Annotated in this window: 16 protein-coding genes; 15 read left to right on the plus strand and 1 reads right to left on the minus strand. The window is 32.5% G+C overall.

Going from position 1 to position 16,127, the window contains the following annotated elements; translation table 11 throughout:
* From Q0X02_RS04895 to Q0X02_RS04960, 14 genes are all read left to right on the plus strand, one after another.
* A complete protein-coding gene (locus Q0X02_RS04895) occupies positions 1 to 774 on the plus strand; it encodes an ABC transporter permease (protein ID WP_297812401.1) in 774 nt (257 codons plus the stop codon).
* Positions 774 to 1,799 (plus strand): PotD/PotF family extracellular solute-binding protein, encoded by a 1,026-nt coding sequence (locus Q0X02_RS04900; RefSeq protein WP_297812404.1) that lies wholly within the window; start codon positions 774 to 776, stop codon positions 1,797 to 1,799. Before Q0X02_RS04895 ends, Q0X02_RS04900 begins: the two co-directional genes overlap by 1 nt.
* A gap of 98 nt (positions 1,800 to 1,897) precedes the next feature.
* Entirely contained in the window at positions 1,898 to 2,731 is an 834-nt protein-coding gene (locus Q0X02_RS04905; protein WP_297812406.1) for an undecaprenyl-diphosphate phosphatase, read from the plus strand.
* A gap of 137 nt (positions 2,732 to 2,868) precedes the next feature.
* A complete protein-coding gene (locus Q0X02_RS04910) occupies positions 2,869 to 5,043 on the plus strand; it encodes an ATP-dependent helicase (RefSeq protein WP_297812409.1) in 2,175 nt (724 codons plus the stop codon).
* Positions 5,043 to 7,031: an NAD-dependent DNA ligase LigA gene (gene ligA / locus Q0X02_RS04915; protein ID WP_297812412.1), complete on the plus strand. Its 1,989-nt coding sequence runs from the start codon at positions 5,043 to 5,045 to the stop codon at positions 7,029 to 7,031. Before Q0X02_RS04910 ends, ligA begins: the two co-directional genes overlap by 1 nt.
* 50 nt (positions 7,032 to 7,081) lie before the next feature.
* Positions 7,082 to 7,363 carry an Asp-tRNA(Asn)/Glu-tRNA(Gln) amidotransferase subunit GatC gene (gene gatC, locus Q0X02_RS04920; RefSeq protein ID WP_297812415.1) on the plus strand — a complete coding sequence of 94 codons (282 nt, stop codon included), beginning with the start codon at positions 7,082 to 7,084 and terminating at the stop codon, positions 7,361 to 7,363.
* Complete coding sequence (gene gatA / locus Q0X02_RS04925) at positions 7,363 to 8,754, plus strand: Asp-tRNA(Asn)/Glu-tRNA(Gln) amidotransferase subunit GatA (RefSeq protein WP_297812417.1); 1,392 nt, start codon at positions 7,363 to 7,365, stop codon at positions 8,752 to 8,754. The genes gatC and gatA overlap by 1 nt, the downstream gene beginning before the upstream one ends.
* A gap of 1 nt (position 8,755) precedes the next feature.
* Positions 8,756 to 10,177, plus strand: a complete 1,422-nt coding sequence (gene gatB / locus Q0X02_RS04930; RefSeq protein ID WP_297812420.1) for an Asp-tRNA(Asn)/Glu-tRNA(Gln) amidotransferase subunit GatB — start codon at positions 8,756 to 8,758, stop codon at positions 10,175 to 10,177.
* Positions 10,177 to 10,779, plus strand: a complete 603-nt coding sequence (rdgB, locus tag Q0X02_RS04935) for an RdgB/HAM1 family non-canonical purine NTP pyrophosphatase (protein WP_297812422.1) — start codon at positions 10,177 to 10,179, stop codon at positions 10,777 to 10,779. Before gatB ends, rdgB begins: the two co-directional genes overlap by 1 nt.
* Positions 10,760 to 11,224: a metallophosphoesterase gene (locus Q0X02_RS04940; RefSeq protein WP_297812425.1), complete on the plus strand. Its 465-nt coding sequence runs from the start codon at positions 10,760 to 10,762 to the stop codon at positions 11,222 to 11,224. The genes rdgB and Q0X02_RS04940 overlap by 20 nt, the downstream gene beginning before the upstream one ends.
* The gene (locus Q0X02_RS04945) at positions 11,221 to 12,024 is read left to right on the plus strand and encodes a bifunctional 5,10-methylenetetrahydrofolate dehydrogenase/5,10-methenyltetrahydrofolate cyclohydrolase (protein ID WP_297812428.1); all 804 of its coding nucleotides are present in this window, start codon (positions 11,221 to 11,223) and stop codon (positions 12,022 to 12,024) included. The genes Q0X02_RS04940 and Q0X02_RS04945 overlap by 4 nt, the downstream gene beginning before the upstream one ends.
* A 77-nt stretch (positions 12,025 to 12,101) precedes the next feature.
* A complete protein-coding gene (locus tag Q0X02_RS04950; RefSeq protein WP_297812431.1) occupies positions 12,102 to 12,695 on the plus strand; it encodes an NTP transferase domain-containing protein in 594 nt (197 codons plus the stop codon).
* On the plus strand, positions 12,673 to 13,473 hold the full coding sequence (yqeB, locus tag Q0X02_RS04955) for a selenium-dependent molybdenum cofactor biosynthesis protein YqeB (RefSeq protein WP_297812434.1): 801 nt from the start codon (positions 12,673 to 12,675) through the stop codon (positions 13,471 to 13,473). Before Q0X02_RS04950 ends, yqeB begins: the two co-directional genes overlap by 23 nt.
* The gene (locus tag Q0X02_RS04960) at positions 13,474 to 14,247 is read left to right on the plus strand and encodes an XdhC family protein (RefSeq protein WP_297812437.1); all 774 of its coding nucleotides are present in this window, start codon (positions 13,474 to 13,476) and stop codon (positions 14,245 to 14,247) included.
* Positions 14,248 to 14,329: 82 nt separating this feature from the next.
* Here Q0X02_RS04960 and Q0X02_RS04965 read toward each other — a convergent pair whose 3' ends face one another.
* Positions 14,330 to 14,743 (minus strand): Fur family transcriptional regulator, encoded by a 414-nt coding sequence (locus tag Q0X02_RS04965; protein WP_297812440.1) that lies wholly within the window; start codon positions 14,741 to 14,743, stop codon positions 14,330 to 14,332.
* 189 nt (positions 14,744 to 14,932) lie between these two features.
* On the opposite strand from Q0X02_RS04965, the gene Q0X02_RS04970 reads away from it, so the two are divergent.
* Positions 14,933 to 16,126, plus strand: coding sequence for a DegT/DnrJ/EryC1/StrS aminotransferase family protein (locus Q0X02_RS04970; protein ID WP_297812443.1), 1,194 nt, complete (start codon positions 14,933 to 14,935; stop codon positions 16,124 to 16,126).
* Position 16,127 lies beyond the last annotated feature (1 nt).

Consider the following 16,127-nt stretch of genomic DNA (forward strand, 5'->3'; position numbering starts at 1 on the left):
ATGAAAGAATTTTTCAAGAAATTTTATTTGGCGATTGTTTTTCTGTTTTTGTATGGACCAATCGCTGTATTGATGGTGTTTTCATTTAACGATTCCCGTCTTAAAGGAAGCTGGGTCGGATTTACATGGAAGTGGTACAGGGAATTATTGAACAACGAAGAAATCTTGTTATCATTCAAAAACACATTGATAATAGCGGTTTTGGCTACAATTATAGCGACGATTTTAGGCACTGTTGCGGCAATCGGGATTTATTATTTGAGAGGATACAAAAAATCTTTGATATTAAACATAAATTATCTGCCAATTTTGAATCCTGATATAGTAACGGCTGTTGGACTTATGGTAGTATTCAATCTTGTAAATTTTGAATTTGGATTTGTAACATTATTATTATCTCACATCACATTTACAACACCTTATGTAATATTGGCAGTATTACCAAAATTATCGCAGATGAACAAATTTTTGCCAGAAGCTGCGATGGATTTGGGAGCAACGCCTTTTTATACTTTACGAAAAGTAATAATTCCTGAAATAAAAACAGGAGTTTTTTCTGGAAGCTTACTCGCATTTACACTGAGCATTGATGATTTCGTAATAAGTTTCTTCACGACAGGTCACGGGGTTTCTAATCTGTCAGTAACGGTGTATTCAATGGCAAAAAAAGGAATTAACCCAGCAATAAATGCGCTTAGCACGATAATGTTTTTGGTGATGGTTTTGCTATTGGTTATTTTGCACAAGAGGACAAATCTATTGGAGGAATTATAATGAAAAAAATATTATTATTTTTGCTTACAATTTTTCTTCTAACATCTTGTTCAAAAGAAGAATCGAATATTTTGTACGTTTACAACTGGGGAGAGTATATCGAGCCAACATTGATTGATAAATTTGAAAAAGAAACTGGAATAAAAGTAGTATATGATATGTTTGAGCAAAATGAGGATATGTTTATGAAAGTTAAAGAAGGAGGAAGTAACTACGACGTTGTTGTCCCTTCGGATTATATGGCACAAAAAATGATTAAACTCGGGATGCTGGAAAAATTAAATTACAAAAATATTCCAAACTTCAAATATATTGACAAAGAATTTAGAAATTTAGATTATGACCCACAAAATGAATACACTGTTCCTTATATGTGGGGAACTGTTGGAATAGTTTACAACAAAAACCAAGTAAAAGAAAAAGTCGACAGCTGGAACATTTTGTGGAACGAAAAATACAAAGACAACATTATTATGATGAACTCTACAAGAGATACTCTAGGAGTTGCATTGAAAAGATTGGGATACTCAATGAATACTAGAGACGAAAAACAACTAGAAACAGCAAAAAAATCCCTCATAAAACAAAAACCGCTGGTCTTGGCATATCTAGTCGATGAGACAAAAAGTCAAATGGCTAATGGAGAGGCAGATATCGCCCTTATGTATTCAGGCGATGCAATAATTGCAAAAGCAGAAAATAAAAATTTGGAATATGTTATACCAAAAGAAGGCTCGAATTTGTGGGTGGACACGATGGCAATTTTAAAAGGGGCAAAACACAAAGAGAATGCAGAAAAATTTATTAATTTTATGACTAAGCCTGAAAATGCAAAGTTAAACGCAGAATACATTGGATATTCACTTCCATCTACAGCTGCAAAAAAACTTCTTGACCAACAAACTCAACAAGACAAGACAGCTTATCCAGATTTATCAAAGCACAAAAATATGGAAATTTTCAGAGACCCTTCGGATTTTATTGAAAAATATGATGACATTTGGGCAGATATAAAAGCAAATTAAATCACAGCAACTCGTAAAATTTTATGAGTTGCTTTTTTGATAGATTGAATAATCAAATTATTTTTCATATAATAGTTATAGTGAAATTAGGAGGATTTATGTTTATAGAAATATTAAAAGTTATTCTATTGGGAATAATTGAAGGAATAACGGAATGGCTACCAGTAAGTTCTACTGGACATATTTTATTGTTGGATGAATTTATAAAATTAAATATGTCTGATGCGTTCAAATCTATGTTTACAGTTGTTATTCAATTGGGAGCTATTCTTGCAGTTGTGGTTATTTATTGGAACAAGATTTGGCCATTTAAAAAAGGAAAATCTCATATAGTATCGATAAGTAAATCGAAATTCATAATGTGGATTAAAATTGTAGTTGCTTGCATTCCGGCAGCTATTGTTGGATTAAAATTTGATGATTTGATAGAAAAATATTTCTACAATTACTGGGTGATTGCGATTTTTCTAATCGTATTTGGTATTCTTTTCATAATAATCGAGAACAAAAACAAAACAACAACTCACAAACTTGTCAACACAATTGATAAAATAACATACAAACAAGCATTTATTGTCGGATTGTTTCAATTAATTGCAGCGATTTTTCCGGGAACTTCACGCTCTGGAGCGACTATACTGGGAGGAATCGCAATTGGATTATCCAGGACAATCGCAGCGGAATTTACATTTTTCTTAGCTATACCGACTATGTTTGGTGCAAGCTTGTTAAAACTTGTTAAATTCGGTTTTTCATTCACAATGATGGAAGCATTTGTTTTGATATTAGGAACAGCAGTAAGTTTTGTAGTATCAATTATCACAATAAAATTATTGATGAACTACATCAAAAACAATGACTTCAAAATTTTTGGATATTACAGAATTGCGTTGGGCATATTGGTTATTATTTATTTCGGACTAATCAGATAATTGTGATATAATAGATGTAGAGATATTCCTTTTAATTAGAATATTTTTTGCAACGAACACTAATAGACAAAAAACAAATAAATTTATAAAAATAAGTTTTAATAACTTATTTTTTTATTGATACATAAGGAGTTACAATGAACTTAGATAATTTGAACGATAGACAGAGACAAGCCGTAGAAAACACAGATGGACCGATGCTTATTTTGGCAGGAGCGGGAAGTGGAAAGACTAAGGTTTTGACGACAAAAATTGCATACTGTCTTGAAAAGGGTTTGTGTTCAAAATATGAAATTTTGGCGATAACTTTTACAAATAAAGCGGCAAAAGAAATGAAACAGAGAGTAGAAAACATTTTGGGAGAAAATGTTGACAATATGTGGATTGGAACTTTTCATGCGATTTGCTCAAGAATTTTAAGAGTTGAAATCGAGAGAATCGGTTTTGAAAAAAACTTTACGGTTTATGACAGAGCTGACCAAATTTCTCTTGTCAAAGAATGCCTAAAAGATATGGGAGTAGAACCTAAAAATGTGGAAATAAAAATTGAATTGAACAATATATCAAGACTTAAAAACAAAGGAGCTACTGAAAAAAATATCGACAAAGAGGATTTTGGTATGAGTTTGAGTAGCTTTACAGAGCAATTGTTTGTCCTTTACGAAAAAAAATTAAAAAGATACAATTCTCTTGATTTTGACGACTTGATTGTTAAAACTAATCTTTTGTTTGATGAGAACCCTGACTTGAAAGAAAAATATTCCAGTAGATTTAGATATGTTTTCGTGGATGAGTATCAAGACACCAATGACACACAATACAAATTGATTAAGAATTTAGTCTACAAAAACGACAACATTTGCTGCGTTGGTGATTCCGATCAATCCATTTATGGTTGGAGAGGGGCAAACATACAAAATATTCAAAATTTCGAGAGGGACTTCAAAAAAGCTAAGGTTATTTTATTAGAACAAAATTATCGTTCAACACAACCTATTTTGGACTTGGCAAATACTGTAATAAAAAACAATTCGCTTAGAAAAGACAAAAATTTATGGACCGCAAAGAAAGATGGAGATATTCCGATATACAAAAGAGTTTACTCCGATATCGACGAAGCTGAACAGGTTGTTCAATGGATTGAACAGGAAAAATATCGAGGCTATCCATACGAAGAAATGGCTATTCTTTACAGAACAAATGCACAATCAAGACTTTTTGAAGAAAAATTGAATCGTCTGGCAATACCAAACAAAGTTGTCGGTGGTTTAAAATTCTACGACCGCAAGGAGATTAAAGACTGCGTAAGTTATCTGAGAATTGTGGATAATATTGATGACAATATGGCTTTGAATAGAATTATAAATGAACCAAAAAGAGGAATAGGCAAGACTACAATGGACAAGCTTCTTGAAAGTTCAAAATCAAGGACGATGTCTATTATGCAATACATCAAGGATACTGATTTACCTGACTTTTCTCCAGCAACGAAAAAGAAATTACAAGATTTTTATTACTTAGTAAAAAGCTTTACGAAAGACGAGATGAACGTTGCGGATTTGATGGTACACATTTTAGATAAAACGGGATATCGCAGAAATCTCGAACAATCGAAAAACAGAGACGATAAAACAAGATTGGAAAACATAGACGAATACATTTCATCTTTGTATCAATTCGTACAAGACAATCCAGACAAAAATTTAAGAGAATATTTGGAAACATCATCATTGATGACGGATTTAGACAAGACGGATGATAATTCAAAAGGTGTGTCAATGATGACAATTCACGCAGCAAAAGGATTGGAGTTTGATGTCGTATTTTTTACAGGACTTGAAGAAGGAACAATCCCATCCAGAATTGATGAAGATGTTGAAGAAGAAAGAAGATTATGCTATGTTGCAATTACAAGAGCCAGAAAAAAATTGTACCTGACAAGTGTACAGAGCAGAAGAATGTATAATGAATTTAAAACAAAAGAGAAATCGAGGTTTGTAGACGATATGGAAAACAAATACAAGGATGAATCTCCTAACAAGGAATCGAGTTTTAGAGAATCGTTCAACACAAAAGTTGTCGACGATTACAGATTGAAGGCATCTGCATTTATTAACGACAAACAAAAATCAGTTGCTAAAAATAATGAAAAATACAGAGCGGGAGACAAGGTTCAACACAAAAAATTTGGTGTTGGAGTCATTGTTGGAATTGTGGAAAAAGATAGCGGAGATGAATTGACGATAAATTTTGACAAAAAAGGTCTCAAAAAATTAAACTCATCTCTTGCACCATTGACAAGGGTGGAATAATGGACAAGCGAGAAAGAATAAAATATCTAGTCGAAATATTAAACAAATACGCTTATCACTACTACACATTGGATGAGCCTTTGATTGAAGACAAGGACTACGATGTTTTATACGACGAATTAGTAAATCTCGAAAAAGAAACGGGAATCATATTACCCAATTCACCAACTAACAGAATAGGCGGAGAAATACTATCAGGTTTTGAAAAACACGAACATCTGAACACTTTGTATAGTCTTGGGAAAGCTCAAAGCAAACAAGAAGTACAAAATTGGGTCGACAAAACAATAGAATTTGTACAAAACTACAACAAAAATCACGTTGCAAAACTACCTGAAGTAGAATTTTTTGTAGAATTAAAATTTGACGGTTTGACTGTGAACTTAACCTATGACGACGGATACTTGGTAATGGCAACTACAAGAGGCAACGGAACTATTGGGGAAGTTATCACTAGTCAAGTTAAAACTATCAATTCAATTCCATTGAAAATCAAAGACAAAAGACTAATGGAAATTCAAGGCGAAGGTTTGATGCCTTTGTCATCGCTTAAAAAGTACAATGAAACTCACGAGCCAAAACTAAAAAATGCCCGTAATGCAGCAGCGGGAGCGCTTAGAAATTTGGACCCTTCAGTAACTAGCGAGAGAAACTTAGACGCTTATTTTTACAATGTCAACTATCTTGAAAACAATAAAATTGAAAATCAAAAAGAAATGATGGGATTTTTGAGGGAAAATTATTTCAAAATCTATCCATACGAAAAACACGCCACATCATTTGAAGAAATATCTAAGTTTATTGATGAAATTTTTCTTTTAAGAGAACAAATTGATATTTTGACGGACGGAGTTGTTATCAAAGTCAATGATTTCAAAACAAGACAAGAACTTGGATACACAAATAAATTTCCAAGATGGGCGATTGCATACAAATTTGAGCCGGAGAGGTTTACTACAGTTGTAAAAGAAGTTGAATGGAATGTCGGAAGAACTGGCAAAGTAACGCCTACTGCACTTTTAGAGCCTGTTGAAATTGGAAATGTAACCGTGAAAAGAGCTACACTCAACAACATTGATGACATTGAAAGAAAACAAGTAAGATTAAATTCGGAAGTTTTCGTTCGACGCTCTAATGATGTAATTCCAGAAATAATGGGAGTTGTAAATCCTGAACAAAAAGATACTGAAGAAATTGAAATTCCACACTACTGTCCATATTGTCACAGTGAACTTTTTAGAGATGGCGTTCATATTTTCTGTCCAAACTCTATGAGTTGTACACCACAATTGGTTAAGAGAATGGTTCATTTTGCGAGCAGAAACGCAATGAATATAGATGGTTTAAGCGAAAAAACCTTGGAATTATTGCTCGAAAAACTAAACATAACATCAATTGAAGAAATTTATGACATTAAAAAAGAACAGCTTTTGCAACTTGAAGGATTTAAAGAAAAGAAAAGTCAGAATTTAATTGACGCAATTGAGAAAAGCAAAAATGTTGAACTGCCTAATTTCATATTTGCATTGGGAATCCCGGAAATTGGTGAGAAGACTAGCTTTGAATTGGCAGAAAAATACAAAAGTTTTGATAATTTGAGAAAAGCAAAATTTGACGAATTAATTCAAATCGAAGACATAGGAAATATAACAGCAGAAGAAATAGTGGAATTTTTTAATGATGAGACGATTTCAAAATCTATTGATTCTTTGCTATCAAAGGGTATCAAAATAAAAAATCCTGAAAACATCGAAAAAAAATTGAACAATATGACATTTGTTTTAACCGGAAGTTTGATAAACTATTCGAGGAAAGAACTAACGGATAAGTTATCCAAATTGGGGGCAAAAGTGTCTTCTTCCGTGTCTAAAAATACCGACTATGTTGTTTATGGAGAAAAAGCTGGTTCAAAATTGACAAAAGCGAAGGATTTAGGTGTAAAATTAATGACAGAGGAAGAATTGGATTCTTTTTTACAAAATTTATAAATTTAATTTTTTTATGATAAAATTTAATCGTAAAATGCAAAGGAGTTAATATGATTAATCGAGACGAAGTTGTTAAAATCTATAATTTGGCCAACCTTGAGTTGACTGAAAATGTAGATGATTTATATGAAAAATACAATACTGTGTTGGATTTTGCCAGTATGATAATGGAATGTGATACAGAAGGCGTAGATTATCTGGAGTTTTTGCCACAATATCACAGCATACTACGAGAAGATACACCAAGAGAATCAATTCCAAGAGAAGTTGCATTGAAGAATGCAAAATCTCTCGAGTACGGTTATTTTAAGTTGAAGAAAGTGGTGGAATAATGATAGAAGAACTTAGAGGAAAATTTGTGAAAAATCCTGAAAGTATGAGGGAATACTACAGCGATTTGGACAAGTTAATAGAATCAAAAAAAGATTTGAATGTATTTATAACTTACGACAAGTCTTTTATAGATAATCAAGTTGAAAAATTAATTGAAAAAGCAAAAAATGGGGAAACATTGGGAAAAATGTTTGGAATTGCTGTCAGCATAAAAGACAACATCAACGTAAAAGATGTTAAGATGACTTGCGGCTCTAAAATGTTGGAAGATTATGTTTCCATATACGACGCAACTGTTATTAAAAAATTAAAAAATGAAGATTGTGTTATCGTTGGAAAAGTCAATATGGATGAATTTGCAATGGGTTCTTCATCTGAAACAAGTTACTTTGGTCCGACAAAAAACCCGGTGGATACGAAATTAATTCCAGGAGGTTCTTCATCAGGCTCAGCTGCGAGTATAAAGGCAGAAATGGCTGTGGTGAGTTTGGGAACAGATACGGGTGGCTCTAGTAGACAGCCTGCAGCTTGCTGTAATGTCGTAGGATTTATGCCAACTTACGGTTCAATTTCAAGATTTGGAGTACAATCAATGGCAAATACATTGGATGAGGTTGGTATTTTGTCAAATTCCGTCGAGGATGTAATCGACACTTACAATGTCATCGCTGGACACGATGAAAATGATATGACAACTATCCAATCTGAAATCAGTGTAACAAAAAAAGATTATGATTTCAAAGGCAAAAAAATCGCTGTTGTTGACATTGAGAAATACAGTGATGATGAAACAGTTATAAAAGAATACAAAGAAATATTGGATATTCTAAAAAATTTAGGTGGCGAGTTAGTAGAAATTGACTTTAAATATTTGAAATACGCAAACGCATTGTACAACGTAATCGTAACTAGTGAAGTTTCATCTAATATGTCCAGGTTTGACGGAATAAGATATGGATATTTGACAGAAGATTATGATGACACGAGAGATTTATTTGTAAAAGTCAGAAGCGAGGGATTCGGAGAAGAAGTAAAAAGAAGAATTGCAATGGGAACTTTTTATCTAGCAAGCTCGAATGACCAAAAAGTTTACAAGCAAGGACTTAAAGTTAGAAATCTACTTTCACAAGAGTTTAAAAATATTTTTGAAGAATATGATTTGATTGCAACTCCAACAGCTACAAGTTTGCCTTATGAATTGAACAGCAGAAAGGATGACCCTTTGGCAGTTTATGATTCTGGAATTTTCAATGTTATCGTGAATTTGAGCGGACTTTGTGCGATTTCTCTTCCTTATAAAACAGGAATATCAACTAGTTTACAGTTGATTGCAAATTCTAACGATGAAGAAAATTTATTAAATGCAGCATTGGCATTTGAAAGGAGATAGCATGAATTTAAAAACACTTATTGGATTGGAAATCCACGTAGAATTATCTACCAAGACAAAAATGTTCTGTGGCTGTAAAAATGAGTTCGGTCAAATCCCAAATACAAATGTGTGCCCTATTTGTTTAGGCCATCCAGGAGCTTTGCCTAATATGAACAAAGAAGCTCTACGATTTGCTATTATGGCTGGATTGGCATTTGATTGTGACATTGCAAATAAATTTAAAATGGACAGAAAAAAATATTTCTATCCTGATTTGGTTAAAGGATATCAAATCACTCAACAAGACCAACCACTTTGCACAAATGGATATATTGAATTAAAATCATCGACAAAAAACAAAAAAGTTAGAATAAGAAGGATTCATATAGAAGAAGATACTGGAAAATCAATTCACAACGAAAGCGGCAACACATTGATGGATTACAACAGAGCGGGTGTCCCTCTTATAGAAATTGTCAGTGAGCCGGATATGAGTACTCCAGAAGAAGCACGTGAGTTTTTGGAAACTTTGAGAGAAAGAATCAAATATTTGAAAATTTCAGATGTCAAAATGAGCGAAGGTTCGTTGAGATGTGACGTAAACATCAATGTTTACGATGAAGATTCTGATTTCAAAACAAAAATTTCAGAAATCAAGAATCTAAACTCGTTCAAATCAGTTTCAAAAGCATTAGTCTATGAACAAGAAAGACACATTAAATTAGCCAAGGAAAATAAAATTGGTGAAAAAGAAACTAGAAGATGGGACGAAGACACGCAAACAACCATTGTGATGCGACACAAAGAAGAAGGCAACGATTATAGATTTTCAGTTGAAGGAGATATTCCAAACACATATATCGAACAATCTTACATCGATCATATCAAAGAAGATTTGCCAGAACTTCCAGAAATGAGAAAAGAAAGATTCATCAGAGATTATAAAATAGATGAGTATGATGCGGATATTTTGACTAGAAATGGCTACTTAGCTGATTACTACGAAAAAGTTGTAGAAATTTCAAAAGATGCCGTTCAATCAGCAAATTGGTTGTTGGGTGATGTTCTTCGCCAAGTAAATGAGAATGAAATTGAAGTTGAAGAAATGAATATGGATGCTGAAAACTTGGCAAAATTAATTAAATTATCTTCCAGCAAGAAAATCAACAATCAAACAGCTAAGAAAATTTTGAGAGAGATGTTCAACGAAAACTTTGACCCAGAAGTATACGTCAAGGAAAAAGGATTATTGCAAGTGGATGATGATAATTTGTTACAACAAATTGTCGACGAAGTTGTGGAAGAAAATCCAGAATCAATCGAAAGTATAAGAAATGGAAAAGACAGAGCGATAGGATTCTTGGTTGGACAATGTATGAAAAAATCAAAAGGAAAAGGCAATCCACAAAAATTCAACGAATTAATAAAGAAGAAAATCTAATGAAAAAAATATATTTATCTACGGGAAATAAAGGAAAAATTTCAGAAATCAAAAAAATCCTTTCGGATTTGAATTACAGTGTGTATTCTAAAGCTGAATTGGGTATAAATGAAGAAGTGGAAGAAAATGCAGATACATTGGAAGGAAATTCAATGCTAAAAGCAAAATTTCTAAAAAAATTCACAGGCGATATTGTTATGAGCGATGACACAGGACTTTTTGTAAATTCTTTGGGTGGACGCCCAGGAGTTTATTCTGCAAGATTTGCAGGAGAAGAGTGCGACGACTTCAAAAATCGCAAGAAACTTTTATCGGAATTAGATGGCAAAAAAGATAGGTCTGCTTATTTTGAAACTGTGATAACAATAATTGACGAAAAGAATAAAGTCCATCAAGCCAATGGAAGAGTTGACGGTACTATATTGACCAAAGAACAAGGCGAAAATGGATTTGGATACGATAGTATTTTTATGCCTGACGGATTTGACAAAAGCTTTGCTCAAATGGAAGACACTGAGAAAAATCAAATTAGTCATAGAAAAAGAGCACTAGAAAATGCCAAAATTATTTTGAAGGACTTGAATGAAAGTAGCGATAATTAGCGATACACACAACAAAATTGCGAAAGTTTATGACAATTTATTGGATAAAAACATCGACATCATCATACACCTTGGAGATGTGTGTGATGATGCGATGATACTTTCCGATTTGTTAAATGTAGAAGTTATAAATGTAAAAGGAAATAACGATTTTTACGTTGCAGGTGGAGATTACGAAAAGGTTATCAGGTTATCTGGAAAAAATATTTTTATCACACATGGTCATAAGTACAATGTTTCTTATGGAGTGGATGAGTTGGTAAAAAAATCTAAATCATTAAATTGTGATATGTGCCTGTACGGTCACACTCACAGATATTTCAATGAGAAAATTGATGGAATTTGGGTGATAAATCCTGGTTCACCGACATATCCTAGAGATGGTCAAGCGGGATTTTTGATATATGACACAAAAAATAATGAGATAGAAAGGATACTTTTATGAACGTATTAGATATTAAGGAACTTAGAGAAGATTTGGGAAAGAGAATTATTGATGGCGTTGAAAAACTCGGCAGAGAAGTAAAAGTTGCAACTGTAAGAGTTGGTGAAAATGCCGGAGATATTTCTTACGAAAAAGCTGTTAAAAACAACTGCGCTAAGTTGAATATAACTTGCGACCAATTTGTTTTGCAAGAAGGCGACAGCGAAAAATTAATCGACACAATTAAAAAACTTAACGAATCACATGACGGTATATTGATGTTTAGACCATTAAAAGACAAAGAGCTAGAAAAGAAAATTCAATATATTATAGCACCTGAAAAAGATATCGATGCAATGGGTATGATAAATCTTGGAAAGGTATTGTCGGCAGAAAATGATGCTTATTATCCTGCCACTGCAAGAGCTGTTGTAGAAATTGTTAAATACTATAACTTTGACGTAAAAAATGTCGTAATAGTCAACAGGTCGTTGGTTTTGGGTAAGCCATTGTTCAATATGCTAATAAAAGAAAACAAAACCGTAACAATGTGTCACTCAAGAACGGAAGACATAAAATCATTCACAAAAAATGCGGATTTGGTTGTTACAGCAGTTGGTAGAGCAAAAATGTTTGATGATTCTTACTTTACAAAAGATTCATACGTTGTCGATGTCGGAGTAAGTTTGGATTCTGATGGAAAATTATCAGGAGATGTTAATCCAGATGTTGATGTAAAAGTATTGGCAAATAGCGTAGGTAAAATCACAACAAGAGTTTTATTGTTGCAAATGGTTGAAGGCGCATTGAACAGAAAATAATAAAACATCGCACCTCTCTACATTAAACGTAGAGAGGTTTTTGATTGCAATTAAATAAATAGTGTATAATATGTTTGGTGATTAAATTGAAAATAGCAGCCGTTGTAATGGCAAGCGGTTTGTCCAAAAGAATGCAAAAAGACAAATTGATGCTTAAATACAAAAATAAGTTCATATTTGAAAATGCTGTTGATTTGATAGCAGAGTGCGATTTTTGTGATAGCATTGTTATAACAAATAATCTATACATCAAAGATTATTGCAGCAAAAAAAATATTAAAACGCTCGATAATCCAAAAAATGAAAATGGACAGAGCGAATCAATAAAATTGGCAGTGAAGTACTTTCAAGAAATGGATGCTATTTGTTTTTTTGTCGCAGACCAACCATTTTTAACTTCTTCAACTGTAAATAAATTGATTCACAGTTTCAAAATCGGTAAAATTTATCAGTTAAAATACATTGATACAGTTGGAAATCCGGTGATTTTTGATAAAAAATTTTTTGAACAATTATTATCTCTCAATAATGACGAAAAAGGCTCAGTTGTTATAAGAAAAAACAGAAAATATGTGCAATATATAGAGGCTGAAAAAAAATCAGAGTTTTTCGACATTGACACTGAAAAAGATTATGAAAGGATAACAAATGGACAAGATTTGTTTGATTAGAGGAGCTGGAGATATTGCGACTGGCACAATTCAAAAATTAGTTCGATGTGGATTCAAATGTGTAATCACCGAAAGCGCTAATCCAAGTAGTATAAGAAGAAATGTCAGTTTATCAGAAGCTGTATATGATAAGAAAAAAAGAGTGGAAGACATTGAGTGCGTTTTGTGTGAAAATTTTGATGACATCGAAATTTTATTGAACAAATTCAACCCGATAATTGTAGTTGACCCATATCTTAAAATTCTTGAACAAATGAAATTTGATGTTGTAATTGATGCCATACTTGCGAAGAAAAATACTGGATTAAAAAAAGAAATGGCAGACATCACAATTGGATTAGGACCTGGATTTGAAGCAGGTGTTGATTGTGACATCGTGATAGAGACTATGCGTGGGCATAATCTTGGTAGAATAATCGAGAGAGGATTTGCTATTAAAAATACCAAAGTTCCAGGCGACATTAATGGTTTTACAACAGAAAGAGTTATTTATTCAAAATTTGATGGCAAATTTCAGCACGTGAGAAATATTTCGGATATTGTAAAGAAAGATGATGTAATTGCCAAAGTTGGAAATGAAAATGTGCTTGCCGCGATTGATGGGGTTATTCGTGGAATGATAAGAGATAATTTTAATGTAAAAAAAGGACTTAAAATAATTGATATTGACCCGAGAATTGAAGAAGTCAATAATTGCTACACTATTTCAGATAAAGCTAGAGCAATAGGTGGAGCTGTTCTTGAAGCAATCTTGGTCTTAGAAAGTAGGGGTAAGTAAATGCAAAATGAAGTTTTATTAGAATTATACAAGTCACTTGAAAGTGGATACAAATGTATGCTTGTGACTTTGTTTGATAACAAAGGTTCAGTTCCTGGAAAACAAGGAAACATTATGGTAGTGAGAGAAGATGGGAAAGTTTTTGGGACTGTTGGAGGCGGAGCAATAGAGTATCAACTTATACAAGATTCCTTCGAAAATTTAAACAAAGAAACTGATTTTGAATTTGATTACTCACTTAATGAAAACTCAAAAGTAAGTATGAGTTGCGGTGGAAAGGCGAGCGGATTTGCCAAGATTTTTTTCCCCAAGCCAAATCTTATAATATTCGGGGCAGGTCATTGTTCACAAAAACTTGCGAGAATTGCAACATTGACAAATTTTGACGTTTTTGTCGTTGATGACAGAAAAGAATTTGAAAGCTGCGAAGATTTTTCAAATATAAAAAAGTATATCAACAAAGAAATAAAAGATTCTATTAAAGATTTGAGATTCAATGCAGATACTTACATAATTTCAGCGACTAGAGACCACATTCACGACGAAGAAGTTGCCTTTAACGTTCTGAGCAAAACCCATAGATATTTTGGAATGTTAGGCTCTAAAAAGAAGGCAGCGAAATTAAAACAAAATTTGCTGGACAGAAACGTGGATAAAAACTTAGTTGAAGATATTAAAGTTCCAGTTGGATTGGATATTGACGATGGTTCTGTAGAAGAAATCGCCATTTCAATTATGTCACAGATATTACAAGTAAAAAACAATAAAAATTAGAGATGAAGGCACAAATTATAAATTTATATTAAACCAACCATAAAAAAAGTTTATAGGTTTAAATTAAATTGTAATATGTGCCTTATTTTTTCTTTTTCTGACAATCTGGGCAAAGTCCACGAAACTCAAGTTGATGAGAATCTATTTTAAAACCAGTTTTTTGTTCTAAATCCTGTTCTATTTTTTCTACAGGACAATGGTCAATTGGGATGATTTTGCCGCAATTTTTGCATATGATACTGTGTTTGTGTTTTTTGTCTTTGAGTATGTAATAAGATATTCCATCTATTTCGCAAATAATTTCAACAATGGATTTTTCCTTTAAAATTCTCAAATTTCGATAAATTGTAGATAAGTTTGAATCTTGCTTTTCCTTAAAAATTTCATACAGACTTTCCGCAGAAATAGGTTCATCGCAATTTTCTAAAATAGAGACTATTAATTTTCTTGCTTTTGTTACTTTTAATCCTTTTTTCATTAAGACTTCATTTTTCATAATATCACCTGTATTTATTATATCACTATTTTAATTTGATTATGAATTGAAAAATAATTAATTTTGATAAAAAATGATTTTAAATCATATTATAAAATCTTACAAAATTTCAAATTTTTATATAAAAATAGCTAAAAATTTGCCGTTTAGTGGTATAATATATATCTAGTGAAATAAGGAGAGTTGTTTATGAATATTTTATTTTCGCCACCAGATATTTCCGATAGAGAAATAGAAGAGGTGGTAGATGCATTAAAATCTGGTTGGATTACAACTGGACCGAAAACAAAGTTATTAGAAAAAAAATTACAAGAATATACACAATCAAAAAAAACGTGTTGTTTTAACTCTGCAACTGCAGCACTAGAATGCGCATTGAGAATTTTGGGAGTCGATGGAAAACAAGATGAATGTATTACCTCTGCTTACACTTATACTGCAAGTTGTTCAGTGATAGACCATCTAAATGCTACAATTAAATTAGTAGATGTCGTAAAAGATACTTATTTTATGGATTATGATAAGCTATATGATTCAATAAATGAAAACACTAAGGCTATCATTCCAGTTGATATTGCAGGAGTTCCTGTGGATTATGACAAGATATACGAAATAATAGATGCGAAAAAATCTGTTTTTAGACCATCAAATGAAATCCAAGAACAACTTGGAAGAGTGGCTTTGATTTCTGATAGTGCACACGCATTGGGTTCAACATATAAGGGAAAGAAAATAGGTTCATTCCAAGATATCGCTTCGTTCTCATTCCACGCAGTTAAAAACTTCACTACTGCTGAAGGTGGAATGCTTGCGGTTAATATCGGCGATGTTGAACAAATCTACACGGATTTGCAACTATTATCTTTACATGGACAAAACAAAGATGCACTAGCTAAGACAAAATTAGGCGCTTGGGAATACGACATTAAAGGACTTTATTACAAATACAATATGCCAGATATTTTGGCGGCAATAGGACTTGCACAACTCGACAGATACGATGATTTGTTGGCGAGACGAAAAGAAATAATCAAAATGTACAATGATGCGTTTGACAATACAAAAATCAGCTACTTAAATCATTTTGGGGACAATTACACAAGCAACGGTCACTTGTATTTGACGAGAGTAGAAGGAATAGATGAGAAAGTTCGAAATGAAATTATAGTAAAAATGGCAGAAAAAGGAATAGCTACAAATGTTCACTACAAGCCAATTGCTATGATGACAGGATACAAGAAACTAGGATTTGACATAAAAGACTATCCTAACACTTTTGAACAATACAAGAATGAAATAACACTTCCACTTCACACATTGTTGTCGAATGAAGATGTGAACTACGTTATAGACACATACAAAAGTCTCGTAGATGGTAAATAAA

The sequence above is a fragment of the uncultured Finegoldia sp. genome (assembly GCF_947252345.1).
GTDB lineage: Bacteria > Bacillota > Clostridia > Tissierellales > Peptoniphilaceae > Finegoldia.